The sequence below is a fragment of the Stutzerimonas stutzeri genome (assembly GCF_019090095.1).
Lineage (GTDB): Bacteria > Pseudomonadota > Gammaproteobacteria > Pseudomonadales > Pseudomonadaceae > Stutzerimonas > Stutzerimonas stutzeri_AN.
Map to the genome: position 1 here is coordinate 714,790 of NZ_JAGQFP010000001.1, position 25,785 is coordinate 740,574.

Annotated in this window: 24 protein-coding genes; 8 read left to right on the forward strand and 16 right to left on the reverse strand. The window is 64.4% G+C overall.

Going from position 1 to position 25,785, the window contains the following annotated elements:
• Window positions 1–21: 21 nt before the first annotated feature.
• The 3 genes from KVO92_RS03015 to KVO92_RS03025 all read right to left on the reverse strand — a co-directional run bounded on the left by KVO92_RS03015 (window position 22) and on the right by KVO92_RS03025 (window position 3,193).
• Window positions 22–807, reverse strand: coding sequence for an alpha/beta fold hydrolase (locus tag KVO92_RS03015; protein ID WP_217474201.1), 786 nt, complete (start codon window positions 805–807; stop codon window positions 22–24).
• Between the two features lie 129 nt (window positions 808–936).
• Entirely contained in the window at window positions 937–2,568 is a 1,632-nt protein-coding gene (locus KVO92_RS03020) for an AMP-binding protein (RefSeq protein ID WP_217474202.1), read from the reverse strand.
• A 220-nt stretch (window positions 2,569–2,788) separates the two neighbouring features.
• Complete coding sequence (locus tag KVO92_RS03025; RefSeq protein WP_217474203.1) at window positions 2,789–3,193, reverse strand: RidA family protein; 405 nt, start codon at window positions 3,191–3,193, stop codon at window positions 2,789–2,791.
• Between the two features lie 141 nt (window positions 3,194–3,334).
• Between KVO92_RS03025 and KVO92_RS03030 the strand changes: the two genes are divergently transcribed.
• Window positions 3,335–4,273, forward strand: a complete 939-nt coding sequence (locus KVO92_RS03030) for a LysR family transcriptional regulator (RefSeq protein ID WP_217474204.1) — start codon at window positions 3,335–3,337, stop codon at window positions 4,271–4,273.
• A gap of 27 nt (window positions 4,274–4,300) precedes the next feature.
• Here the strand turns inward: KVO92_RS03030 and KVO92_RS03035 are convergent, their stop codons facing one another.
• From KVO92_RS03035 to KVO92_RS03045, 3 genes are all read right to left on the reverse strand, one after another.
• Entirely contained in the window at window positions 4,301–4,900 is a 600-nt protein-coding gene (locus KVO92_RS03035; RefSeq protein ID WP_217474205.1) for a LysE family translocator, read from the reverse strand.
• A 103-nt stretch (window positions 4,901–5,003) separates the two neighbouring features.
• A complete protein-coding gene (locus tag KVO92_RS03040) occupies window positions 5,004–5,849 on the reverse strand; it encodes an AraC family transcriptional regulator (RefSeq protein WP_217474206.1) in 846 nt (281 codons plus the stop codon).
• A gap of 96 nt (window positions 5,850–5,945) precedes the next feature.
• Window positions 5,946–6,815, reverse strand: a complete 870-nt coding sequence (locus tag KVO92_RS03045) for a LysR family transcriptional regulator (protein WP_217474207.1) — start codon at window positions 6,813–6,815, stop codon at window positions 5,946–5,948.
• Between the two features lie 121 nt (window positions 6,816–6,936).
• On the opposite strand from KVO92_RS03045, the gene KVO92_RS03050 reads away from it, so the two are divergent.
• The gene (locus KVO92_RS03050; protein ID WP_217474208.1) at window positions 6,937–7,362 is read left to right on the forward strand and encodes a VOC family protein; all 426 of its coding nucleotides are present in this window, start codon (window positions 6,937–6,939) and stop codon (window positions 7,360–7,362) included.
• 131 nt (window positions 7,363–7,493) lie between these two features.
• A complete protein-coding gene (locus tag KVO92_RS03055; protein ID WP_217474209.1) occupies window positions 7,494–8,408 on the forward strand; it encodes a DMT family transporter in 915 nt (304 codons plus the stop codon).
• A gap of 21 nt (window positions 8,409–8,429) precedes the next feature.
• Here KVO92_RS03055 and KVO92_RS03060 read toward each other — a convergent pair whose 3' ends face one another.
• Together KVO92_RS03060 and KVO92_RS03065 are read right to left on the reverse strand one after the other, a co-directional pair.
• Complete coding sequence (locus tag KVO92_RS03060; RefSeq protein ID WP_217474210.1) at window positions 8,430–8,756, reverse strand: gamma-glutamylcyclotransferase family protein; 327 nt, start codon at window positions 8,754–8,756, stop codon at window positions 8,430–8,432.
• Between the two features lie 69 nt (window positions 8,757–8,825).
• Entirely contained in the window at window positions 8,826–9,650 is an 825-nt protein-coding gene (locus tag KVO92_RS03065; protein WP_217474211.1) for an AraC family transcriptional regulator, read from the reverse strand.
• A gap of 187 nt (window positions 9,651–9,837) precedes the next feature.
• Here KVO92_RS03065 and KVO92_RS03070 point away from each other — a divergent pair, with 187 nt between their 5' ends.
• Window positions 9,838–10,635, forward strand: a complete 798-nt coding sequence (locus KVO92_RS03070) for an alpha/beta fold hydrolase (protein WP_217474212.1) — start codon at window positions 9,838–9,840, stop codon at window positions 10,633–10,635.
• A gap of 103 nt (window positions 10,636–10,738) precedes the next feature.
• On the opposite strand, the gene KVO92_RS03075 is transcribed toward KVO92_RS03070, so the two are convergent.
• The gene (locus KVO92_RS03075; RefSeq protein WP_217474213.1) at window positions 10,739–11,632 is read right to left on the reverse strand and encodes a LysR family transcriptional regulator; all 894 of its coding nucleotides are present in this window, start codon (window positions 11,630–11,632) and stop codon (window positions 10,739–10,741) included.
• An 86-nt stretch (window positions 11,633–11,718) separates the two neighbouring features.
• Between KVO92_RS03075 and KVO92_RS03080 the strand changes: the two genes are divergently transcribed.
• Window positions 11,719–12,501: an NAD(P)H-dependent oxidoreductase gene (locus KVO92_RS03080; RefSeq protein WP_217474214.1), complete on the forward strand. Its 783-nt coding sequence runs from the start codon at window positions 11,719–11,721 to the stop codon at window positions 12,499–12,501.
• 262 nt (window positions 12,502–12,763) lie between these two features.
• Window positions 12,764–13,180 (forward strand): hypothetical protein, encoded by a 417-nt coding sequence (locus KVO92_RS03085; RefSeq protein WP_217474215.1) that lies wholly within the window; start codon window positions 12,764–12,766, stop codon window positions 13,178–13,180.
• On the opposite strand, the gene KVO92_RS03090 is transcribed toward KVO92_RS03085, so the two are convergent.
• The gene (locus tag KVO92_RS03090) at window positions 13,177–14,817 is read right to left on the reverse strand and encodes a Na+/H+ antiporter (protein ID WP_217474216.1); all 1,641 of its coding nucleotides are present in this window, start codon (window positions 14,815–14,817) and stop codon (window positions 13,177–13,179) included. The genes KVO92_RS03085 and KVO92_RS03090 overlap by 4 nt on opposite strands.
• 521 nt (window positions 14,818–15,338) lie before the next feature.
• On the opposite strand from KVO92_RS03090, the gene KVO92_RS03095 reads away from it, so the two are divergent.
• Complete coding sequence (locus KVO92_RS03095; protein WP_217474217.1) at window positions 15,339–17,057, forward strand: tannase/feruloyl esterase family alpha/beta hydrolase; 1,719 nt, start codon at window positions 15,339–15,341, stop codon at window positions 17,055–17,057.
• Between the two features lie 292 nt (window positions 17,058–17,349).
• Entirely contained in the window at window positions 17,350–18,609 is a 1,260-nt protein-coding gene (locus KVO92_RS03100; RefSeq protein WP_217474218.1) for an OprD family porin, read from the forward strand.
• A gap of 83 nt (window positions 18,610–18,692) precedes the next feature.
• On the opposite strand, the gene pcaD is transcribed toward KVO92_RS03100, so the two are convergent.
• The 6 genes from pcaD to KVO92_RS03130 form a co-directional block, all read right to left on the reverse strand.
• Complete coding sequence (gene pcaD, locus KVO92_RS03105) at window positions 18,693–19,481, reverse strand: 3-oxoadipate enol-lactonase (RefSeq protein ID WP_217474219.1); 789 nt, start codon at window positions 19,479–19,481, stop codon at window positions 18,693–18,695.
• Between the two features lie 274 nt (window positions 19,482–19,755).
• Window positions 19,756–20,961 (reverse strand): 3-oxoadipyl-CoA thiolase, encoded by a 1,206-nt coding sequence (pcaF, locus tag KVO92_RS03110; protein ID WP_217474220.1) that lies wholly within the window; start codon window positions 20,959–20,961, stop codon window positions 19,756–19,758.
• Complete coding sequence (locus KVO92_RS03115; RefSeq protein ID WP_217474221.1) at window positions 20,958–21,752, reverse strand: CoA-transferase subunit beta; 795 nt, start codon at window positions 21,750–21,752, stop codon at window positions 20,958–20,960. Before KVO92_RS03115 ends, pcaF begins: the two co-directional genes overlap by 4 nt.
• On the reverse strand, window positions 21,752–22,609 hold the full coding sequence (locus KVO92_RS03120) for a CoA transferase subunit A (protein ID WP_217474222.1): 858 nt from the start codon (window positions 22,607–22,609) through the stop codon (window positions 21,752–21,754). The genes KVO92_RS03115 and KVO92_RS03120 overlap by 1 nt, the downstream gene beginning before the upstream one ends.
• Window positions 22,610–22,783: 174 nt before the next feature.
• Window positions 22,784–23,626, reverse strand: coding sequence for an IclR family transcriptional regulator domain-containing protein (locus KVO92_RS03125; RefSeq protein ID WP_217474223.1), 843 nt, complete (start codon window positions 23,624–23,626; stop codon window positions 22,784–22,786).
• Window positions 23,627–23,867: 241 nt separating this feature from the next.
• The gene (locus tag KVO92_RS03130) at window positions 23,868–25,769 is read right to left on the reverse strand and encodes a hybrid sensor histidine kinase/response regulator (protein ID WP_254621267.1); all 1,902 of its coding nucleotides are present in this window, start codon (window positions 25,767–25,769) and stop codon (window positions 23,868–23,870) included.
• Between the last annotated feature and the right edge of the window lie 16 nt (window positions 25,770–25,785).

Sequence of the window (25,785 nt, forward strand, 5' to 3'; positions counted from 1 at the left end):
CGAATGGCGCCAGCGGTGGTCTCAGCAACGCACGGCCTGGAGGAAGGTGACAACCGCGTCGATGACGGCGTCGGGCTGCTCACGGTGCGGGAGGTGACGGCAGCCCTCGAACAGGACCATCTGCGCGGGGCCTGCAGCCTGTTCGACGATACGTTGCGGGTGCGCGACGGTGCCGTACTCGTCGTCCTGGCCGTGAAGGACCAGCAATGGGCAAGCGACAACCGGGGCACTGTCAGCCAGCGTCCAATCCGCATGGGCCTCCGACAGCCAGGTGTCGATCCAGGCCGAGAGCACCCATTCGGCCTTGTCGCCATGGTATCGGCGCAGCCGGTCCAGCTGCCCCGGCTCGGCGAACGCAGCCTGGGCTTGGCGAATGCCCTGCAGGGTCCGGTCTTCCACGAAGGCCTGGGTGGACTCGGTGATCAACGCCTGGCAACGGTCTGGAAACTGCGAGGCTACGCAGGCTGCCATGGCGCCGCCCACGCTGTGGCCGAAGACAATGAAGCGCTCGACGTCCAAGCCCTGCCCGACCAGCGGGAAGTAGCGTGCGGCTTCTTCCTCGATAAAACGCGTCGACCAACCACCCGGATGTTCGGCAGACCGGCCGAAGCCCAGGCGATCGTAGGCGATGACGTCGCGTGCGCTGGCTGTCGCAAGCCGCTCGGGAAAATCGCGCCACAGCTCGACGCTGCCGAGCGAGTCGTGCAGCAGGACGATCGGGACCCGCCCGGTGTTCACCCGCCAGCGGCGCGTGAACACCTCACCGTATGGGGTGGATAGATAGCGATCTTCGGTTTCGATGGTCACCGGTTGGTTCCTTGATTCAATGGCTCACACCGCTCGCAGCGGGGCACCCAGGACGCGCCTGCCGATGGCCCACGGCGGCCGGTGATCGGCGATGCGCGGGCGACATCAGCCGGCCTTTGCCACGATCCATCAACTGGGCACTGCGGCCGATGGCTGAGCAGCCTTCTCCCGGTCGCGCAACAGGAAGCGCTGGATCTTGCCGCTCGGCGTCTTGGGCAGCTCGGTGACGAACTCGATTTCACGCGGATAGGCATGTGCGGACAGGCGTTGGCGAACATGCTGCTGCAGCTGCTCGGCCAGCTCCGTGTCAGCCGGATGATTGGCATGCAGCACCACGAATGCCTTCACCAGCTCGGTGCGCTCCGGATCGGGCTTGCCGATGACGGCCGCCTCGATCACCGCAGGGTGTTCGACCAAGGCGCTCTCGACATCGAAGGGACCGACGCGGTAGCCGGAGGTGGTGATCACATCGTCGGCGCGGCCGACGAAACTGATGCTCGCATCGGCATTCATCTCCACGGTGTCACCGCTCAGGTAGTAGCCACCCACGAACGCCTTGGTTTTGGTGCCCACGTAGCCGTTGAACCAGAGCAGCGGCGAACGCGTGCGGTCCAGCGCCAGCATGCCGGGTATGCCGGGTTCCAGCTCGCGCTGCTGATCGTCCAGCACCACGACTCGATGCCCCGGCATGGCATAGCCTGCCGTGCCGATACTCACGCTGTGGTTCAGCGCATGGTGGTTGCACAGCACCATGCCCAGCTCGGTCTGGCCATAGTGGTCGTGGATGGTGCAGCCCAGGCCGCTCTTGAACCAGCGGATCACCTCCGGCGTGAGGGGCTCTCCCGCGCTGCTGACGACACGCAGCCGCCCCTTGAGCTGGCCTTCGACCTCGTCTCGGGCGGCAAGCAGCAGGCGGAAAGCCGTCGGCGAACCCGCCATGTTGGTGATGCCGTACTCGCTGATCACGCGACAGGTGCTGTCGACCGTGAAGCCGCCTTCGTAGAACAGGGTGCTATGGCCCATCGCCAAGGGCCCGGTGACCGCGTAATACAAGCCATACGCCCAGCCCGGATCGGCGATGTTCCAGAAGTGATCGTCCGGCCGAAGGTCGACCGCATCGCGCATGTAGGTGACGAAGGCCACGATGGCCTTGAGCGGTACATGCAGCTGCTTCGCCGGGCCGGTGGTGCCGGAGGTGAACATGGCCAGGAAAGGCGCCTCGCCGTCGAGCAGGACCGGCTCGAAATCGGCGGACTGGCGATTGACCTGCGTCCAGAAATCATCGGTCGTCGCACCCACCACGAGCCGCCGCGGCGCGGCCTCGACGGCATCCAGCTTGCTGTCGTTCGCCATATCGGTCACGACCAGTTTCGCGCCGGATTCCTTGATCCGGTGCTCGACGGCTTTCGGCCCGAAGGCGGTGAACAGCGGCTGGTATATCGCACCCACGCGCCAGGTACCGAGGATGGTGATGAGCAGCTCGGGAGTACGGGGCAGCAGACCGGCGACGGTGTCGCCCGGCTTGATGCCCTGGCTGGCGAGCAGATTGGCAAAGCGCGCTGCGGCTGCCTGAAGCTGCGCGAAGGTCCAGTCGGCCCGCTGCCCGTCGCGACCTTCCCAGTGCAGCGCGACCTTGTCCGAGGCAACATGTCGGTCGCAGCATTCGATGCAGGCGTTCATCGCGGACAGGTCGCCCGACAGGATTTCAGACACCGTCTGGTCGTAGTCGAACTCGCTGGCCGCAGTGACGTAATCGCGCATGGCTGGCTCCTGGATTTATTGTTATGGGGTGCCCTGGATAGTGGCGTCGTGTGTCGCCAGCAACAATGGCAAAAGCCATCAAACTGGGTGAATGTTTTGGACAAACGGGAGCGGTGGTAGGCGGCCGCGCCGCGCTACGTCAGCCCCCGGAACCTTGGGCCGAATCGACGCGGCGCGGCGTTCCGTTCCCCCGCATCGGCAAAGCCCGATGCGGGACGAATCAGGCCATGGCACCCTCTGGCAGCTTCGCGATCACCTTGATCTCGAATTGGAAGCCGTACAGCCAGGTAACGCCAACGGCAGTCAGCGTGGGATGTGGTGCCTGTCCCCAATACTCGGGGACGACCTTCCAGACGGTTTCGAAGGTCGCCTGCGGATCGACCATGAACACGCTGACGTCCACCACATCGTCGAAGGTGCAATCTGCGGCCCGCAGGATCGCATTCAGGTTGTCGAAGGCGCGCCGCACCTGCGCCTCGAGGTCGGGCTCAGGCGAACCGTCCTCGCGGCTGCCGACCTGCCCGGAGACGAACAGGAACCCGTTGGAACGTATCGCCGGCGAATAGCGATTGCGCTCATAGAGCGCCTGGCGCCCAGGTGGAAAAACAACGTTGCGTTGGCTCATCGAATCACTCCTCTTCTTCCAAGTCTCGCCAACCGGCGAATGACGATGAGCCGAATCTAGGCGCGTCGACCTTGGCGATAAACTGGCGCGTCCACCCATCACTGTTTGTAAAATCCAAACAATCGAGATCGGAGAGCCGCGATGGATCGTTTTGATGCGATGAGGGCCTTCGCCCGGGTGGTCGAGACCGGCAGCTTCACCAAGGCAGCCGAGACGTTGCACATGAGCAAGACCACGGTGACGCAACTGGTGCAGCAACTCGAGGCGCGGTTGCGCGTCAGGTTGCTCAACCGCACGACGCGCAAGGTCGGGATCACCGCCGACGGCACCGCCTATTACGAGCGCGTGCTCCGCCTGCTGGCGGATCTGGATGACGCCGAGACCAGTCTATCCAGCGCCGCCGCGCTTCCCCGGGGGCGCTTGCGGGTGGATGTACCGAGCCCGTTCGCCCGGCTCATCCTGATGCCAGCGCTACCCGCCTTCCATGCGCGCTACCCCGATATCCAGCTCGACATGGGCGTGAGCGATCGCACGGTCGACCTGATCGGCGAGAACGTGGATTGCGTCGTACGCGGCGGCGAGCTGACCGACCTGTCGTTGATGGCCCGGCATGTCGGCGACCTGCGGCTAGGGGTGTACGCGGCGCCGAGCTACCTGGCCCGCGCGGGCACCCCTGCTCATCCACAACAACTGCAAGATACCCATCACCGGATCGTCGGCTTTCTATGGGAGCGCACCGGCAAGACGGTCCCCTACGCCATGCATCGCGGTGAAGAGTCCCTCAAGGTCCTGGGCCGCTATGTGCTGTCGGTGGATGACGGTAATGCCTACCTCGCAGCGGGACTGGCCGGAATGGGCATTCTCTGGCTGCCGGACTACATGGCCCGCGCCCACCTGGAGCGCGGCGAGTTGCGGCCGCTGTTCGAATCCTGGCAGCTCGACCCCATGCCGATGTACATCGCGTACCCACCGAACCGGCATGTCAGTGCCAAGCTGCGTGTGTTCATTGACTGGATCGTCGAACTGATGGCGCAACATGCGCCCGTGATGCCGCACCCGGCGCCTACGGCCAAGCGGTAGCCGAAGCGACGGGCCAGTTCGTTCACGTCACGGCAACAGCGAGGCCAGCGCGGACAACAACAGCAGCACGGCCAGGCCTCGATTGAGCGCCACCCGGTGCGCACGGGGCGCCAGGAACGCCGCCGCACCTCGCCCCAGCACCGCCCAGGCCGCCAGACACGGCAACGAAACGCAAAAGAACACCAGCGACAGCTGCGCCACGTCATGCCAGCGATCGGCACCCGGACGGGCGAACACGCTGATCACCGCCACGGCCATCATCCAGGCCTTGGGATTGATGACCTGCAACCCCGCCGACGCCAGAAAGCCGAAACGCGGACCGGGCGCTTGTGCCGACCGGTGCTCGGGTTCCTCGGCCGAATAGATCTGCCAGGCCAGGTAGCTGAGCCAGAGGATACCGCCGGCCTTCATCAGCACCTGCAGCCCGCTGTGCGTCGTCAAGGCATCGCCCACCCCTAGCCCCACCGTCAGGACCACCAGCGCAGCACCGATGCAGCCGCCTAGCACGATCGGCAAGGCACCCAACAACCCGAAGCGCACGCTGTGGCTGAGTACCAGCACGTTGGTTGGCCCGGGCGTTATGGAGGCCACGAAGGCGAACAGGGCAAAGGGCAACAGTTCGATCATGTCAGGCGCTCTCGTGCCGTTGAAGGGCGCCGCAGCGTATCGAGATTGGCATCATGGATCGGGCTCCTGAGTCGCTTGAGAAGCCAGTGTGCGGATCGCCTGATCAGGCGTCTGGAAGATTCGAGCAGCGCGTGCGGTAGTGTGCCGGCGTCAGCCCATACGCACGCCGAAACCAACGGCCCAGATGACTTTGATCGGCAAAGCCGAGAATGGAGGCGACCTCGGCGGGCGCTTGCCCGCGGGCCAGCAGGTAGCGCGCCTTGGCCAGGCGCAGCTGGATGAGATAGGCATGCGGCGCGAGCCCGAACGCCGCCTTGAATGCACGGGACAAGCGAAAGCGACTGACGCCGGTCAGCGTGGCGAGCTCATCCAGCCCAATATCCTGGTCGAAGTGCGCATGCAGATAGTCGCGGGCCCGTATGGCCACGCGCGGCAGGCGCGGATCGTCCTCGCGCTGCTGCCGCCAGCGGAGGTGATCGCTCAGGTTGAGCAGCAGCGTATCCAGCGCGGTCTCGCGCACGATGCGCAGGTCGCGCTGCTCCAGCGCTTGAAACGCGCCGGCAACCGCGGCCAGCAGCTGCGGGCGCTGCGTAAGCGTGTTAGCGAACCCCGGCTCACCGCGCACCAGCGGCGTATCGTCCAGCGTGCGCAGCTCCCGCTCGAACCAGGCGGGCTCCAGATACAGCATCGAATAGGTGAAACCACCCTGGGCAGGCGCATCACCGTCGTGGATCTCGCCGGGCTCAAGAAGAAATATCCGCCCGGGCGTGCTCTGGTGCAGCACACCCCTGCAGCTGAACTGTTGGACGCCCTGCTCGGTGAAGCCGATCAGATAGCTGTCGTGCCAGTGTGGGTCGTACGCGTGTCCCTCGAAGTGGGCACGGATGGTCTCGATGCCGGTATCGGCATCCTGGCGGAGGGAAATCCAGCTGCGATCATCGGTGTGCATCGAGCGCTCGGGCATGCGGTATCAAGGTGCGAGACGGTGATCCTAGTACGCCGTCCGCGGGCTGTCTGGAACATTCGTGCAGGTATCCGCGCCCTGCTATTCGCCCAGCTCATCGCTCAGACAGCGCCGGAACAGCTGCTGCAGCGGCAGTTGCTGCGCACTGTGTCGGCTGACGAGCATCAACTCGCGATGGAACGTCGCCTCACCGAGCGACAGCACCCGCACCGTCGGTTCGCGCTCGAGCCACAGCCCGGCTCGGGGCACCAGCGCCACGCCGAGGCCGCTTTCGACCATCTTGACGATGGCATCCAGCTCGTCCAGTTCCAGGCCGGGGCGTGTCTCCAGACGGTGCTTGCGCAGGAAATCGCTGACCTGCCGGCCGCCGAACGAACCGCGGTCATAACGCACCAGCGGCTGTTCGGCGAGCAACCGGAACGGGTCGTCACCGTCGACCTCGCGGGGCGTGATCAACACGAACGGCTCCAGCCGGACCCGCTCGGTATGCAGCTCCTTGGGCAGCGCGAAGGGTGGGCGAATCATCACGGCGAGATCGATCTCGCCCGCATCGACCTGAGACAGCAGGTTCAACGAAACCCCCGGCACCAGCTTTGGCGTGACGCCAGGAGCCTCACGGCGCAAACGCAGCAGCACCGGCGGCAGCAAACCGGTTTGCACGGTAGCGATGGCACCGATGCGCAGTTCGCCACTGAACTCCGCTAGCGACTCCGGCTGCCCCATCAGCGCGAAGGTTTCGAGGATCTGCTCGGCGAGCGGCACGGCGCGTAACCCTGCGGCATTCAGATGGGCCGAGCGCCCCGTCCGATCGAACAGGCGCAGGCCCAGGGCCTCCTCCAGATTCCTGATCTGGGCGCTTACCGCCGATTGCGTCAGTCCGATCTGGTTACCGGCCCCGGCAAAGCTGCCGCAGCGGGCAATGGCCAGAAAGGTTTTGATCTCTCGAATCATGCTTGGTGCTCGTCTGATCGATTTTTTTGAGGCTCGGAACAAAACATATCCGCTGTCGTACGGTGCGGCAACTCGGCCAGAATGGCTGCTTCCGCGCCACTCAAAAAAAGAAGGAAGCCCGATGAGCCTTTCCCCTTTCCACCTTGCGATTCCCGTTTACGACCTGCCGGCCGCCCGCCATTTCTATGGGCAGGTATTCGGGCTTGCCGAAGGACGCTCGTCCGAACATTGGGTCGATTTCGACTTCTACGGTCACCAGCTGGTGATTCATGAGCACCCCAAGACCCAGTCGCAGGCCGCCGCGCACACCAACGCGGTGGATGGCCACGATGTCCCGGTCCCTCACTTCGGTATCATCCTGAGCTGGCCGGAATGGGAGGCCTTGGCCGAACGCCTGCGGTCGCTGGGGACCGAGTTCGTCATCGAGCCCTATGTGCGCTTCAAGGGTCAGGTCGGCGAACAGGCCACCATGTTCCTCTTCGACCCCTGCGGCAACGCGCTGGAGTTCAAGGCGTTCAAGGACATGGGCCAGCTGTTCGCCAAATGACCACGCCGTTCGCAAGACGATTGACCTGACGCGGCGACGCGAACCTGTGCACCTGCCTGCGCGAGCCGGGTGCCGCGCTCGGGCTCGCCCGATTATGCTGACCTGACCTGTGCCCTGACCGAGACGATCCGATGGAGTCCCGTAAACCGCTCGACGCCATGGCCGTCGGCCTGATGCTCATGCTCTGCCTGATCTGGAGTAGCCAGCAGATTGTCTTGAAAGCGACCGCGGCGGATTTGTCGCCGGTGTTGCAGATCGCCCTGCGCTCCGGTATCGGCGCCCTGCTGGTCGCGGCGCTGATGCTCTGGCGCCGCGAGCGGCTCACCGTGGCCCAAGGGATGTGGAAGCCGGGGTGCCTGGCCGGCATCTGTTTTGCGCTGGAGTTCTTGCTGGTTGGCGAAGCCGTGCGGCACACCTCGGCTGGCCATGTCGTGGTGTTCGTTTACACCGCGCCGGTATTTGCCGCCCTCGGCCTGCACTGGAAGTTGCCGAACGAACGCCTGGCCCCGCTGCAGTGGTTCGGGATAGCGCTGGCATTCGCGGGCATCGCGGTGGCCTTTCTACGCGGTGCCAATACCGATGACGGTCTATCCAGCGTGCTGTGGGGCGATTTTCTCGCCCTGCTTGCCGGCGCTGCGTGGGGCTCGACCACGGTCCTGATCCGAGCCACGCGGTTGTCCGCTCTGCCCGCCACCCAGACGCTGTTGTACCAACTGGCAATGGGCTTCGTCCTGCTGCTGCCGATCGCCCTGCTGATCGGCCACACCACCTTCAATCCGACGCCGTTGGTCTGGCTGAGCCTGGGCTTCCAGTCGGTGGTTGTCTCGTTCGCCAGCTTCCTGCTCTGGTTCGCCCTGCTGCGTCGTTACCTGGCCTCGCGTCTGGGCGTGTTGTCCTTTCTCACGCCGTTGCTGGCGGTCGCGCTCGGGGCCTGGTTGCTGGCCGAGCCCGTGGAGCCGGGCTTCATCCTGGGCGCCATCCTGGCACTGAGCGGTATCGTGCTGGTCAGTGGCCACGGCTGGCTTATCTCGATCATGAGGCGCTAACCGCCTACGACGACTGCACGATCATTTTCTGAGCGCATAGACATACGCCTCGACCGTTTCGCCGCTGGCAAGCCGCACGGCGGTCAGCGTGCGCAGATAGGCATCGCCTTCGAACGCATCAAGCGCGGGCCAACGTGCAGCGAGCTGCGCCGAGCTGAAGACCAGGCCTTCGATCCTGTCGCCCTGCGCGTCCAGATCGAGCCCGGGAAAGCCCATCGCGGCGCCCCATCCCTCTGCGCGCAGCGTTCCCCTCACGCTGGCCGGCTCCCAGTGGCCGGGCACGTCGGCGAGGATGTGTGCGTTAGGCCGTCCTGGCGCCAGTGATCCATAAACGAACAATCTGTCCATCTTCAACCTCGTCTCGGTGGCGGGCATTCCCCGCCTGCAATAGGCACGCAGTCCATCGACCGTGGTGTATCACGCCGTCAGTGCAGCCTGCCATTCGCGGGGGCTGGCCCCGGTCTTGCGGCGGAAAGCACGTGCCAGCGCCGATGGGCTTTCGTAGCCGACCTCATCGGCGATAAGCGCGATCGGGCGACCTTCGCGCAAGCGCTTCTGCGCCAGGCTGATTCGCCAGCTGGTGAGGTAGTCGGCTGGCGTCTGCCCCACTACCGCGCGGAAGCTGGCGGCAAAGCTGGCCCGCGACATGTTGGACTCGGCTGCCAGCTCGGCCACCGACCAGGCGCGCTCGGGTTCGGCATGCATGAGGGTGATAGCGCGCGCCAGCCGCAGGTCCGCCAGCCCGGCCATCATGCCGGAGCTCATCGTCTGGCTGGCCATCAGGTGGCGCAGCATCTGCACCATCAGCAGTTCGAACAGGCGGCCCATGACCGCCTCGCGGCCGCAATGGCTGGCGAATGCCTCATCGAAGAGCCAGGTCAGCGCGCCATCGAGGATCGGCGCTTGAGCGACCGGCAGCAACAGTACATCGGGCAACGCGGCGGCCAGCGGGTTGTCGACGCCGCCGTCGAAACGCAGCGTTGCGCAAACCATCCGTGCGCCCTCCGCTTCATCGGCAAGCATCCGATGCCGATAGGGCCGCGGAAACACCATCACCGTCGGCTCGGTCAGCCGGACCTCACTGTTGTCCGCCAGGCGCAAGGTCATGCTGCCCTGCTGCAGCACGTGGATATAGCCGACCCGGTCGGCGGTTTCGAACGCCGCGACGCCGCAAAGCGCGCCGCTGTGATACAGGCCCGCATGCATGCCGAAGTGGCACAGCAGGCTGGATAGACGATCCATGGCATACCCCAGTTAGACGATCAGTTGCATATTCTCGACGATTTGGATCCTGAACGATACAGCGGCTGCGCATTATGTCCCTGCACCTGACGCACGACGCACCGATGTCCTGAGCCGATCGCGACACCGCCCCGCCCGTGCCGTCAGCGCCCACCTCAGTCCCACTCACGAAAGGTAGAACAACGTCATGACCACCGCATCCAAAACCCGCAACGCCATCGCCGCCGCCCTGCTCGCCGTATCCGCGCTGGGCAGCGCAGCGACTTTCGCGGCCGACAAGCCGACCGTCATCCTGGTCCACGGCGCCTTTGCCGAATCGGCGAGCTGGAACGGTGTCGCCTCACGTCTGATCGACCAGGGCTATCCGGTGGTCGCCGCTGCCAACCCGCTGCGCGGCGTAGCGAATGATGCCGCCTACGTCTCCAATCTCATCGAGCACACCGCCGGCCCCATCGTGCTGGTTGGCCACTCCTACGGCGGTAGCGTCATCACCAATGCGGTCAAGGGCAGCAGCAAGGTCAAGGCGCTGGTCTACGTGGCCGCCTTTGCACCTGCGGTCGGCGAGAGCGCCGCGACGCTGGCCAGTCAGTTTCCCGGCAGTACGCTCGGCCCGACCCTGGCCGAACCCGTGCAACTCGGCGACGGCAACCAGGACCTGTACATCCAGCAGGACAAGTTCGCCGAGCAGTTCGCCGCCGACGTTCCAGCGGCCGAAGCGGCGCTCATGGCCGCAACCCAACGCCCGGTCACGGCGGCCGCGCTGAACGAAAACAGCCAGCAGAGTGCCTGGGACTACGTGCCGTCCTGGTTCGTCTACGGCACCGCCGATAAGAACATCCCGGAAGCGGCGCTGAAGTTCATGGCCGACCGTGCGGGTTCGCGCAAGACGCTGACCATCCCAGGCGCCTCGCACGTGGTGATGACCTCGCACCCTGACGAAGTCGCCGCGCTGATCACCGAAGCCGCCGAGGCTACGGCCAAATAACGCGAAGCAACGCATGCGCCGGTCGACGAGCTTGGGCTTGTCGACCGGCCTTGTCGTGTCTACCGGCTGGCAAAGGTACATGGCCGCCACGGCCCGACCGGTCTCACAGCGAACCCAGAATGTGCTCGCGTAGCCATTGATGTGCCGGGTCGCGGTGACAGCGTTCATGCCACAGCATCGCCATTTCGTAGCCCGGCACCTCCACTGGCGGCTCGACCACCCGAAGCGCAGCATTGTCCCGCACCAGGCGCCACGGCAGCATGGCGACCAGGTCAGTGCCTATCAGGGCGGCGATTACGAACAGGAAATGGGGCACGGACAGTGCCACGCGACGTGACAAGCCGGCGGCTGCCAGCACGCTGTCGGTGACGCCACTGAAGCCACCGCCACGCGGCGATACCACGACATGCGCAAGCTCGCAGAACTGCGCGATGCTCGGTCGCCGCGTCAAAGCCGGATGCCCGGCGCGTCCAGCCAGCACGTAACGTTCGGCGAACAGTACGCGGCGATGCAGGCCCAGCGGTGCGTCATCGCTGGTATGGAAGGCCAGGTCGATGTCGCCCTGCTCCGCCTGTTTGGCAATCCGCGTCGGTGCCATCTCGACGACCGCCAGCCGGGCGCCCGGCGCCTGCTGGCGAAGCCCCACGAGAGCCGGCAGTACGATGGTCGATTCGGCGTAATCCGTCGCTGCGACACGCCAGGTCGGTGCAGCCCCGGAAGGGTCGAACGGTGCCGACGGCGAGACCACCTGGCGCAACGCCTCGAGCACCTGACGCAACGGCTCGCGCAGCTCCTGCGCTTTCGCTGTAGGCCGCATGCCGCGTGGTCCTGGGAGCAGCAGCGGATCGGCAAAGAACTCGCGTAGCTTGGCCAGGTGCACGCTCACCGATGGCTGGGCCAGATTCAGACGCTGCGCCGCACGGGTCACGTTCTGCTCATCCAGCAGCACATCGAGCGTCAGTAACAAATTGAGATCGAGCTTACGGAGATTACTCATGGCAATACCTGGCATTTCAAGTATTCATTTTTAACATAGCTCAGGGCGCTTCATGCTCTCCCTACCAACTCAAGGGAGCTCAGCTCATGAAGATTCTGATCGTCTATGCCCATCCGGAACCCCGCTCGTTGAACGGTGCCCTGAAGAACTTCTCGGTCCAGCGACTCGAAGCCGCGGGCCACCAGGTGCAGGTGTCGGACCTCTACGCCATGCAATGGAAGCCCTCGGTCGATGCCGAAGACAACTTGGACCACCTGCCAGGCGCGCGCTTCGAACCCTCGCTCAGCTCCAAGCAGGCATTCGAAAACGCAAAGCAGTCCGCCGACATCGCCGGTGAACAGGAGAAACTGCGCTGGGCCGACGCGGTGATTCTGCAATTTCCGCTGTGGTGGTTTTCCATGCCCGCCATTCTGAAAGGCTGGATCGATCGGGTGTACGCGTACGGCTTCGCCTATGGTGTCGGCGAGCACTCCGATACGCACTGGGGCGACCGCTACGGTGAAGGCACCCTCGCCGGCAAGCGCGCCATGCTGGTGGTGACCGCAGGTGGCTGGGAATCGCATTACGGCCCGCGCGGGGTCAACGGGCCGATCGACGACCTGCTGTTCCCAATCCAGCACGGCATCCTGTTTTACCCGGGCTTCGATGTCCTACCGCCATTCGTGGTCTATCGAACCAGCCGGATGGACGAGGATCGCTACGCGACGGTGTGCCATCGCCTGGGCGAGCGTCTCGACACGCTATTCAACACTGCACCGATCGCCTTCCGCCCGCAGAATGCGGGGGCCTACGACATCCCGTCGCTCACCCTGCGTGAGCAATTCGCGCCCGGTGAATCAGGCTTCAAGGTGCATGTCGCTCGTTCGTAGACGCTCAGGGCCGCGCACTGCCGGGCAAGCCCGCTTGCCTGGCAGGCTCCCGTCTAGAGCACCTCGTTGTCGGTCGGCAACGCGAAAACCGATGGGAACGGGCTAAACAAAAGCCGCCCTCTACCGATAACCCGGTATGCCAGGCGAGACGCACCTTTCGGTGAGTCGCGCAAGGAATCTGCCAGCCGGTTCTTCTTCTCCGCCTCGTACGTCGCAGCGGGTGCCGAAACCGGTATCGCCCATCCCAGAACGGAGCTGCACCGTGCAACTGATCGATAACCGAGCGCTGATCAACGACGCCCTGCGCCAATCCGCCGAGCTAACCGGCGGGCGTTTCGATCATCGCTACTGGTTGAGCAAGGTGACGGACGTGAAACTGCTGATCATCTCCAAGCCGGAGGTGCTCTTCGACCTGTCGGTCAAGGTCTACATCCCATTGCCAGCCGGGCAGAAAACGCCGCTCACCTATGGCGACGGCTGGTTCAACTGGCACTTCCTCGGCAGCAAGAGCGCCGTAGTCACCATCGCTCGAGAAATCCTCACCATCGCCCTGCGCAACCGCAGGTCCAACTCGGCAGTGCTGCAGGCCTGGCTTACCGAGCTGGTGTCGTTCAAGCACAGCGAGCACACCATCGCCGTGCTCGAGCCGGAGCCGCAGCAGGACCTCGCCGGCCGTTAGGCCGGCTCGCCGGCGCCAAGGGCCGCTTCTTCGTAGTCCAGTTCCTGCAGCAGCGTCTGCAACATCTGCTCGTCGATCACATAGCGTTTGCGCATCCGGTACAGCTCCTTGCGCTGCACCGCGATAGCCTGCAGCCGAATATCGCGTTCCAGGGCCATCGTCTGGCGGGCCTGGTTGGTGCGCTCGTGGTGGTCCATCAGCGCCTCGATGTCCTTGCGGTAGGACTCGGTAACCCGCGCGGTCACCTCGCTGCGCAGCAGCATCTGGTCCGGATCTTCCACCGGGTTGGCCTGCTTCCAGTTTTCCAGCCAGCTGACAGCTGCCTGCGCGGCGGTCCGACGGGCTTTCTTCAACTCTTCCCGATGCTGCTCTATGTCGTTGTTGGGCAGCTTCTTCAGAAAATAGGGGATGCCCAGGGCGCCGACCAGCAACGACAGGATGATCACCGCGGCGGCGAGGAAGATCATCAGGTCGCGGCCCGGGAATGGGGTATCGCCAATCATCAGCGGTATCGACAGCACACCGGCCAGGGTGATGGCCCCGCGCACGCCCGCCACCGCGCTCAGCGCGGAAAACAGCGGTAGCGGCTTGGGTTGCACCGTCTTGCCGAGCAGACGGAGTACCCGCGCCTCGCTCCAGTGATAAGCGAAAACGAACAGGAAGCGAATCACCAGCAGCAGCGCCATGATCGCCAGCGCACTGAACACCAGCATCGGCATGCTGTAGGTTTCGTGGCCTGCCGCCGCCCAGACGCGCTCGACGATGCGCGGGAACTGCAGCCCGAGCAGCAGGAACACCAGACCATTGAAGCTGAAATCGAGCATCTCCCAGATGCTGCGATTGAGGATGCGCGTGCTGGTCTTGACCGGCAACATGTCGATCCGGCTCTGGATCATGCCCGCGGCCACCGCCGACAGGATGCCGGACATCCCGGCATGCTCGGCCAGGAAAAACGCCGCGAAAGGCAGCAGCAGAATCATCACGACGTAGGTCGACGGATCGAACAGGTTGCGCGCCGTCATCCATTGCTTGGCCTTGCCGACCGCCCAGCTCAGGCCGGCGCCAATGGCCAGTCCGCCGAGGGCGATGACGAAGAATTCGCCGGTCACGCTGGCCATCGAGAAGGTGCCGGTAATCGCTGCCGCCAACGCGAACTTGAAGGACACCAGGCCGGTGGCGTCATTCATCATCGCCTCGCCTTCCAGCTGATGCGCCATGTGCCGCGGCAACCGGCCCTGGGCGATGGCGATCACCGCCAGAGCGTCGGTAGGCGACAGGATCGCGGCCAGGGCGAAGCTTGCCCCGAGCGGAATCGCGGGCAGCAACCAGTGGATGAAATAGCCGACCACAACGAGGATCACCAGCACCAGCAGCAGCGACATGGCGCTCATCTCGGCGCCGTGCTCGGTGAATTCGCGCTTGGGGATCTTCCAGCCGTCGTAGAACAGCAACGGCGGGATGAACAGCAACATGAAGATCTCAGGTCGCAGCTCGACGCCCATGCCGAACGGCGGAAGCGCCAGCACACTGCCCATGATGATCTGCAAAATGGGTAACGGGAGAGGTACGACGTTGGCCAGAACACGGCTTGCTCCCACTGCGAGTAACAGCAGGAAGATCAGGTAAAGCGTTTCCATGAGGCGGAGGGCTCTTGCTAGATGTAAAGACGGCGCATAGGACCGAAACGCGTGTGACAAAAGTATAGTCAGGCGTTTGGGTATAGCCGGCTCGTTCGTCAGATCCGTTGGAACTAACGCCACGAGGCCGATTGTCGTTGCATGTAGCGTCAGACGTAGCGCGTCCAGCTACCGTCACGCGCTGGCGCTGGTTTTCTGTCGCTTATCGCCGCCGTTTATCGGATGTCCATCCGTGCGGACAGTCTGTCCAGGCGGGCAGGCATTTCGGCTTCTCCTGTCAAGTTGCCCGGACACCGTCCTGCCCAGTCAGGTTGCTCCGCCACACGGCCCGGAGTGTCTGCCATGCGGTGTTACCGGGGTAGCGCGACCGCTCATCCGGCGTTCGGCTGCCGCCGGGGTGGCTGGCATGGGTTTGGCTGTGGGCCTTCTGGCATCAAGCCCGGCGCTGGGGTTCCCTGCCCGGGTGCGCTCGCCTCGCGGTGTTGGCCGCAGGCAGAACAACAACAAGAAGGAAGCCCTCCATGAATGCACCTCGCATTGCCCGCGCCAAAGGCTCACGGCTGCTGCTGGCCGCCCCGGTCCTGCTTACGGCTGGCCTGGTCGAACCCGTTTTCGCCGCCGGTTGCAACGAACTGTCCAGCATCCAAGTGCCAGCGTCCGCTATTGCCTTGCCGAGTACCGGCGCGCGCGTGACCTCGGCCACGCCGGTGCCGGCCGGAGGCACTCCACCGCAGGCCTTCGGCCCCTATTGCGACGTGACCGCGGAGATTACCCCGGTCGATCCGAGCGCACCGACGATCAAAATGCGCCTGGTATTGCCCGAACGCTGGAACAGCAAAGCGATGATGTACGGCGGCGGTGGCTACAACGGCACCGTGCCCAATGTGGCCGGCAACGTTCCGGCAGGCCCGGTCGACCAGCCCACGCCATTGGGCCGCGGCTACGCGGTATTCGCCAGCGACTCGGGCCATGTCGCCAATCCGCTCAGCCCCGGTGATTTCGCCTGGAACGAGGAGGCGCTCGCCAACTACGCGCACGATGCGCTGAAGAAAACCCGTGACACGGCGATCTACCTGATCCAACAGCGCTACGGCCAAGCGCCGTCGCGCAGCTACTTTGCCGGCGGCTCGACCGGCGGGCGCGAAGCCCTCGCGGTGGTGCAACAGTGGCCGACGGATTTCCAGGGTGCGATCGCCCTCTATCCGGCCTGGAACGCGGCAGCCCTGGACCTGCAGTTCGGCCGCATCACCCGCGCGCTGGCCGCACCCGGCGCCTTCCCCAGCCTCGAAAAACGCGCGGCGTTGCTGGAGGCCGCGATGCAGGCCTGCGATGGGCTCGATGGTGTCCGCGATCGGGTGATCAGCAACCAGGCAGCCTGCAATGCGTGGTTCGATCCGGCGAAAGCCAAGCTCGATGGCCGTCCGCTGCGCTGCCCGGCAGGTGCCGATACCGGCGATTCCTGCCTGTCGGACGCACAGATCCACGCCTTGAAGGTGTTCGATACGCCGATCCGGTTCAGCCAGCCGCTGGCCAGTGGAGAACGCGGTTATCCGGGCTTCAACACCTGGGGCACCGATCTGGGCCGACCCGGCGAGGGGTTGCAGCTGATCGTCAACCGGCTGGGCCTCAACACCTTGCAGCCCGACTATCCGATGCCCGTACACGGTACCGGTTTCGCCGAGGGTGCCCCCTACCACTCAGGCTTCTGGGATGAGTGGGTGCGTCACTTCGTGACGCGCAACCTTGCGTTCAACTCGTTGACACTGGACCCGACCAACCTGGGCCCCTGGCAGGCGCGGGTCGATGCGCTGTCGCTGCGCCAGGACGTCAATCAGACGGATCTTTCGGCATTCGTGGCCAACGGCGGCAAACTGCTGGTCGCCCACGGCACCTCGGATCAGCTGGTGAGTACCCGTTCCAGTGCCGATTACTATCGGCGAGTGCAGCACGACATGGGCAAAGGGCAGACTCGGCAGTTCATGCGCTACTACGAGATTCCCGGCTACGCACATGCCGCCAGTACCGTCTTCAATGCCGCCTGGGATTCGTTGACGGCCCTGGAAAATTGGGTCGAGCGCGGCATTGCGCCCAAGCGGCAAACGGTTACCGACACCGTCGCGGTACCCGGCCGTACCCGGCCGCTCTGCGAGTACCCGGCCTGGCCGAAATACAAGGGCCGCGGCGATGTGAACGCGGCGGCCAGTTTCGTCTGCGTGAAGAGCCAGAAAGGCCGGCACTAGCACCGCCTCGTCGCCGCTTCACGGTCATCATCAGATGGCGCGGCGGCGGAAGCGGCAACTTAGGGTCCAGCAGGCTGGACAGTCTCCAGCCTGCCTGACCGAACATGTCCGGCCAGGCAGACAACCCTCCCCTCCACATACGCCGTAAGCGTCCTACGCTCGCTGCGGCGCAAGCTCTAGCTCGCAGTCTCCCGCCAACCAAAGTCGATGCACCGTCCCGCCTGGCACGGCATTCGCTAAATGCTGTTGGGAACCTGGCAACACCCCTCCAATAACAACAAAAGGAAGCATTATGAAAGACCACCGCAACTTCGTCCGCAGCCTGCTCGGCATCAGTATCGCGTTGAGCATCGCCGGTCCGGCCAGCGCCGCGTTTCTCGACGACAGCAAGGCCAGCGTCGAGCTACGCAACTTCTATATGAACCGTGACTTCCGCGAGAGCGGCGCGAGCCAGTCCAAGGCCGATGAATGGGCCCAGGGCTTCATCATGAAGATCGAGTCGGGCTACACCGACGGCCCGGTCGGTTTCGGCCTCGATGCGGTCGGCCTACTGGGCGTCAAACTCGACTCCAGCCCGGACCGTTCTGGCACCGGCATCCTGCAGCGCGACCTGGAAACCAAGCGGGCCCAGGACGACTACGGCTCGGCCGGCCTGACAGCCAAGGCCAAGGTATCCAACACCACGCTGCATATCGGCACCCTGCAACCGATCCTGCCGGTGGTGATGCGCAACGACAGCCGCCTGCTGCCGAACACCTACCGGGGTGCCTGGTTGCAGAGCAAGGAGGTCGAAGGCCTGACGCTCGATGCCGGTAAGCTCACCGACATCAGCTACCGGGACTCCTCGGACAGCGAAGAGATGACCGTCTTCACTGGCGGTGCGCGCAACATCGTGCTCGGCAGCACCAAGACCAGCGATGAATTCCTGTTCGCTGGCGGCAAGTACCAGTTCAGCCCCGAGCTGACGGCCAGCTACTACTACGGTGGCCTGGACGGCATCTACAAGCAGCACAACACGCAACTGGTGCACGTGCTGCCGCTGGGTGACAACCAGAGCTTCAAGACCGACCTGCGCTATGTGCGCTCCACCGACGACGGTGGCAGCAACGTCGACAACAACGCCTTCGGCGCGCTGTTCACTTACAAGATCGGTGGCCACGGCTTCACCGGCGGCTACCAGAAGATGAGCGGCGACACCGGCTTCGCGTATGTCAGCGGTGGCGACAACATGCTGATAAACCTGTTGCAGATCAATGACTTCGGTAACGAAGATGAGAAGTCATGGCAGGTTCGCTACGACTATGATTTCGCAGCGGCAGGCATCCCTGGGCTGACCCTGATGACCCGCTACGTGTCTGGTGACAGCGTCAACCTGGCCGGCGGGGGCGAAGGTAAAGAGTGGGAGCGCGACACCGACATCGCCTACGTGGTCCAGAACGGACCGCTGAAGAACTTCGGCATGAAGGTGCGCAACGCCACGGTGCGCAGCAGCTTCGGCAGCGACCTCAACGAAACCCGCCTGATCCTCAGCTACACCTTGGCGCTCTGGTAACAGAGCGCCGTACCCACGCTCTCCTCGTTGATCTTTTTACCGGGCCCTGTGGCCCGGTTTTTTATCGAATCGGTACGGTCACGTTATCCGCGAAGGAACCCTAGTACCGGTCGGGTAAAGGCTTCACCCGCCTCGACATTGGACAGATGCGCGGTGTCGAGCTCGATCAGTTGCGCCCCGGCGACTCGCGCCTCGATGAAGCGGCCATGCTCAGCCGTTGTGACCGGGTCTTGGCTGCCACAGACGATCAATGTCGGCACCTTGATTTCGCCTAACTGCTCCCGATAGTCGGCATCGCGCACCGCCGCGCAATTGGCGGCATATCCAGCAGGCGACGTGCTGGCGACCATCTGGGTGATCCGATCAACCACGACAGGTTGCTGCGCGGCGAATCCGGGCGTGAACCAGCGAGCGACAGAAGCATCACGCATGTCACGCATGGCCTGCTCACCACCTTGCAGCACGCTGTCGATACGCTCGTTCCACACTTCATCGGTGCCGATCTTCGCGCCGGTGTTGCAGATCACCAGCCGCGTCAGTCGTTCGCCGGCGTTGATGCCGAGCCACTGGCCGATCAGCCCGCCCATGGACAGGCCGCAGAAGGCGAAACGGTCGATCCCCAGGGCGTCCACCAGGTCCAGCACATCACGGCCGAGCTGCTCGATGCTGTATGGCCCCGGCGTAACGGTTGAGCCGCCGTGCCCACGGGTGTCGTAGCGCAATACGCGAAAGCGTTCGCTGAAGGTCGGCACCTGCGCATCCCACATTTCGAGCGTGGTCCCAAGCGAGTTGGACAGCACCAGAACCGGCGCGTCGACCGGGCCATCGAGACGGTAATTCAGTTCGCCATCGGCGAGTTTTACGCTGGGCATCGGAACCTCCTGGGTATAAATCGAATGACGGGTGCGGGTGGACTGATCAACAGGTGGGCTAAAGCGGAGCGCAGCCCGGCCCAATCTCCTGAGTGGCCTGACAGCCCGGCTTCTCTGAAACGCTCGCGGTCAAGACCGCTCCCACACACGAGCGCGCATAGCCTTAAGCGCACTCACCCACCCGTGGGAGCGGTCTTGACCGCGAAAGGCGGCGGGTGGGTTTTAGCCCACCAGCCCATGGCAGCGTTCTGCCTCAACCCACCAAGGCTAGACGTCAGACGCGCTCGACCGCCAGCGCCAGGCCTTGGCCCACACCGACACACATGGTCGCCAGGCCCAGCTTGCCGCCGTTCTTCTCCAGCGCATGCACGGTGGTCAGCACCAGCCGCGCACCGCTCATGCCCAACGGATGGCCAAGGGCGATCGCACCGCCCTGCGGGTTGACCTTCGCGCTGTCATCTTCCAGACCGAGATCGCGGGTGACCGCCAGCGCCTGGGCCGCGAAGGCTTCGTTGAGTTCGATCACGTCGAAATCGCTCACGGACAGCTTCAGCCGCTCGCACAGCTTGCGCACGGCTGGCACCGGACCGTAGCCCATGACGCGAGGGGCCACACCGGCGCTGGCCATGCCGAGCACCTTGGCGCGGGGCTTGAGGCCGTATTTCTGCACAGCGTCCGCGCTGGCGAGGATCAGCGCTGCCGCCCCGTCGTTGACGCCCGAGGCGTTGCCGGCGGTGACCGTCTTGTCCGGCCCGTTGACCGGCTTGAGCTTGGCCAGCGCCTCGGCGGTGGTATCCGGCCGCGGATGCTCGTCGGTGTCCACCACGGTCTCGCCCTTGCGCCCCTGGATCACCACCGGGACGATTTCCTCGGCGAAGAACCCGGCAGCCTGCGCCTTGCCGGTGCGTTGCTGACTGCGCAGGGCGAAGGCGTCCTGGTCCTCACGGCTGATCCGGTGCTCCTCAGCGACATTGTCGGCGGTCTGTGGCATGGCATCGACGCCGTACCGTTCCTTCATCTTCGGGTTGATGAAGCGCCAGCCGATGGTGGTGTCTTCGATCTTCTGGGTGCGACCGAACGCGGTATCAGCCTTGCTCATTACGTAAGGCGCGCGGGTCATGGACTCGACGCCGCCAGCGATGGCCAGCTCCATCTCGCCACAGGCAATGGCACGGAAGGCACTGCCCACCGCGTCCATGCCCGAGGCGCAGAGGCGATTCAAGGTCACGCCCGGAACCGTCTCGGGCAACCCGGCCAGCAGCGCGGCCATGCGCGCGACGTTGCGGTTGTCCTCGCCGGCCTGGTTGGCACTACCCATGAAGACTTCGTCGACGGCCGCCGGGTCGAGCCCGGGATTGCGCTCGAGCAGGGCCTTGATCGGAATCGCGGCCAGATCGTCGGCCCGCACGGCCGCCAGCGCGCCGCCGAAGCGGCCGATGGGCGTGCGTATCGCATCGCAGATAAAGACGTCGCGTGTCACTCGTCACCTCCAGCTTGTCCGTGGGCGGCGGCGGTGCGGGCCTCGAGGGCGCGCAGGGCCTCCAGTTCTGTCTCGGTGGGCGGCTCGGTTTCGCCCAGATCATCGGCGAAACGGATGGCCCAACCGGTATTCTCGATCACCTGCTCGCGGGTCACGCCCGGGTGCAGCGACGTCACCACGAACTCGTTGGACCCGGCTTCGGGCTCCATGATGCACAGGTCGGTGATGATTCCCACCGGCCCGGCGCCCGGCAACCCAAGCCGTTTGCGGTGGTCATGACCTTCGCCGAAACCAACCGAGGTGATGAACGCCAGCTTGTCGACGAAGGTGCGGTGCGACTGCTTGAGGATGATCAGCACCTTGTTCGCCGACCCGGCAATTTCCGGCGCCCCGCCCGCCCCAGGCAAGCGAACTTTCGGTTGGTGATAGTCGCCGATCACCGTGGTGTTGATGTTGCCGTACTTGTCCACCTGCGCCGCACCGAGAAAGCCGACGTCGATACGCCCGCCCTGCAGCCAGTAGCGGAAAATCTCAGCCGTCGGCACCACCGTGTCAGCGGTTTCAGCCAGCTCGCCGTCACCGATGGACAGCGGCAGTACCGAAGGCTTCGCGCCGATGGGCCCTGACTCGTAGATCAGCACCACATCCGGGACATGGGTCAGGCGCGCCAGGTTAGCGGCCTTGGATGGCAGGCCGATGCCGACGAAGCAGACGCAGCCATCGCCCAGACGGCGGGAAGCGGCGACGGTCATCATTTCACTGGTGCTGTAGTCCTGGGCATGAGCGCTCATCACTTGGCCTCCTGCTGCGCGGCCCACTTGGCCTGGAATGCTGAGAAATTTGCGGTCCCGCGGATGAAGTCGTCGACCCAGGCAGTAAAGCGGTCGCGATCGCGGGCAATCGGGTCCCATTGCTGGTAGAACCGGTTGTCGCGCTCGTAGTAGCCGTGGGCGTACGAGGGATGTGCCCCTCCCGGTACCAGACACACGGCGCTCAGCGCCCAGGTCGGCAACACGCAGGCGTTCATCGGCGCTTGCAGGTCGTCGACGACTTCTTCGACGGTGACGATGCAACGCTTGGCGGCCAACGCCGCTTCCTTCTGCACCCCGAGGATGCCGGCGATCAGTACATTGCCCTTGCGGTCGGCCTTCTGCGCATGAATCACCGTCACATCGGGCCGCACACTGGGGACTGCGGCCAGGGTCTCGCCAGTGAAGGGGCATTGGATGAACTTGATCATCGGGTTGACCTTCGGCAGGTCGGAACCGAGGTAGGCCCGCAACACCGCGAACGGCAAACCGGAGGCCCCGGCCACGTAAGCATTGGCCAGGTCGGCGTGGCTGTGTTCCTGGACTTCCAATGGATGCGGCCATTGTTTCTCCACCGCGTCGCGCAGGCGATGCAGCGAGCCGACACCCGGATTACCGCCCCAGGAGAACACCAGCTTCTTCGCGCAACCGGCACCGATCATCAGGTCGTAGACCAGGTCCGGGGTCATCCGCACCAGCGTCAGGTCTTTCTTGTCCTGGCGGATGAGTTCGTGGGCGGCGGCGGTGGGAATCAGATGGGTGAAACCTTCAAGGGCGACGGTGTCGCCGTTGCTGACGAAGCGATCGATTGCCTCATTCAGGGGTAGGAGCTCGGCCATGGGTCATGTCTCGTGTTGATGTCCTGATCACGAACGAATCCGCGGGTGGACAAACACTAAACATCGAACCGGGACAGAACAATCCGATAATCGGATCACCGTTCGATTATCGAACACAACATTATCAATCAGCCAAACGCGCCCTTGGTCCAGCACGCGTTGAACCGGAGCGGATCAATGGAACAAGCGGGTGCTCAGCTCCTTGCTCGCCTCCAGCAAGACCGGCAGGAAACGCGTCTCCAATTCGTGTTTGGACACCCGGCTGGCGTGGGTACCGACATTCAACGCCGCCAGCACTTGCCCGGCCGAATCCTTCAGCGGCACGGCCAGCGAACGCAGGCCGACTTCGAGCTCCTGATCGATGATGACCCACCCCTGCTGACGGATTTCCTCGATGGATGCTCGGATGGCCTCCGGCGTGTGCAGCGTGCGGCTGGTCTTGATCTGCAGATTCGCGTTTTCCAGGTAATCGCCCAACGCCGCGTCGTCCAATGCCGCCAGCAGGATCCGGCCCATGGACGTGCAATACGCCGGCAACCGGCTGCCGACGCTGAGGTCGACGGAAATCAAGCGCTGCGGCGTGGCCGAACGCGCCACGTAGAGCACCTCTTCACCCTCGAGTGTCGCCATGGAACAGGCTTCGTGGAGCTGATCGCTGAGGCGATCGAGGATCGGCTGCGCGGTCACCGCCAGCGGCGTCGACGACAGGTAGGCGTGGCCGAGCGTCAGCACCTTGGGCAGCAGCGAGTAGGTGCGACCGTCCGTGGTGGCATAGCCGAGCTTGATCAGCGTGTGCAGGCAACGGCGCACCGCGGCCCGGGGGATTTCCGTCCGGTGGCTGATCTGGGCGATGGTCAGGTGGCGCTTGCGCTCCTGAAATGCATGGATCACCGCCAACCCGCGTGCCAACGAGGTCATGAAGTTCGGGTCGCCGGTCAGCGCTTCGATTCGCTTGGCCGGCGACGCGATGATGGCCGGCGCCAAAGGGGCACTACGGGGGCGGGATTCGTCGTTCATGGGCTGGCAGCCTGATCGGTGAGCGGTGTTCGATTATCGTCCCGCTGGCCGATAATCGCAAAAGCCGCTCTACGTTGGCGATTGGCCGCAACGGCGCGGCTGGCAGCAGCTGTCCGTCTCGGTAAGGCACGGGCTGGCGGGCCGGCGTACGGGCGCTGAACAGCGCTAGAAATGGTAAGGCGCGCATTCTTGACCATAAGGCGTACGGCGAGCTGCCGGGCGCCAGTCGCTGGGCCGATCGTCAGGCGCGGTTCATCACGCTGGCGATGCTCTGGGCCAGCGTTGCCTGGTTGAATGGTTTGCCAAGCCGAGGGAGCTCGCCGGCCGGCCCGCTCAGCTTGTCGGCATAGCCGGTGGCGAGCAGTACCGGCAAGGTCGGATAGCGCTGCTGGATAATCTCCGCCAGCTGGGCGCCAGTCATGTGGGGCATGGCCTGATCGGTCAGCACCAGTTGGACCCGGTGCTCCGCCAGAACGTCCAGCGCCTGCGCCGCTGAGCTCGCCTCGATCACCTCGCAACCCAGGTCCTCGAGCATCGCGGCGATGGTCATCAGCACCAGCGGATCGTCATCGACCACCAGAACCTTGAGAGCGACCGGCGTCTGCGCGTCAGATGCGCAGAGCTGTACCGGTTCAACCGGAACGGTAGGCTGATCCGCAATCGGCAGCCATAGCTCGGCGGTGGTGCCCTGCCCCTTCGTGCTCCTGAGCACCAATCGGCCGCCGCACTGCGCAGCAAGGCCATGAATCATCGAGAGCCCCAGCCCGGTGCCCTTGCCGACATCCTTGGTGGTGAAAAACGGCTCCATCGCCTGCTTGAGCGTCGGTTCGTCCATGCCTTCGCCCTCGTCTATCAGGGCCAGGCGCAGGTAATCGCCAGGCTCCAGCGGCCCCTCCTTCACGTCGAGCCGGTGTTCCCGGGCAGAAACGATCACGGTACCGCCGTCCGGCATCGCATCCCGGGCATTGACCGCCAGGTTGAGCAGCGCCATCTCGATCTGGTTGGCGTCCGCCAGTACCGGCTTGAGCGCAAGCGGGAAGCGGGTTTCGATCTGGATACGAGGCCCGAGCGACTGGCGCAGCAAATCGCCCATCCCATGCACAAGAGCTGGCACATCGACCACTTCGAGATGAAGCTCCTGGCGCCGCGCGAATGCCAGCATGCGCTGGGACAGGGAGATACCGCGCCGCGCGCCGTGGATAGCGTTGTCCAGCAACGGGACGAGGGACGGGTCGCCCGCTACCCGTCGACGGGCGACTTCCAGCGCGCCCGTTACCGCCATGAGCAGGTTGTTGAAGTCGTGGGCTATACCACCGGTCAGCCGGCCGAGCGACTCCATCTTCTGCGACTGGAACAGCGCCTCTCGTGTTTTTTCCAATTCACGCTGTGCCTCGACGCTTTCGGTGATATCGCGCGTTACCTTGGCGAAGCCGATCAGCGTTCCCGTCTCGCTGCGGATAGGGTCCACCACCACGTTGGCCCAGAAACGCGAGCCGTCCTTGCGCACACGCCACCCCTGGCTTTCGAAGCGCCCCTCGCGCAGCGCCCTGTCGAGACCACGCTGGGGCACGCCGTCTCGCCGGTCCTCGTCGGTGAAGAAAATCGAATAGTGGCGCCCAGTGATTTCGTCAGGCAGATAACCCTTGATGCGCTGTGCGCCCATGTTCCAACTGGTCACCAAGCCGCTCGGGTCGAGCATGTAGATGGCGTAATCGGTGACGCCCTGAACCAGCAAACGAAACTGCTGTTCGCTCTTTTGCAGCGACTCCTCGGCCAGCTTGCGCTCGGTCAGGTCTCGGGTGATCTTGGCGAAGCCGAGCAAACTACCGTCCGCTGCCCAGATCGGATCGACCACCACGTGACACCAGAACCGCGAGCCGTCCTTGCGTACGCGCCAGCCTTCCCCTTCGAAGCGCCCTTCGGCGACGGCGGTGTCCAGGGTTTTCTGCGGCATGCCCGCTGCACGGTCTTCCTCGGTATAGAAGCGGGAGAAGTGCTGGCCCAGGATCTCGGTTTCGGCATAGCCCTTGAAACGCCTGGCTCCGGCATTCCAGCTGGCGATACGGCCATCGGCGTCAAGCATGTAGATCGCGTAATCGGTGATTGAATCGATCAGCAGACGGTAACGATCTTGCTCGTGCATCGGTGCATTCGTGGAT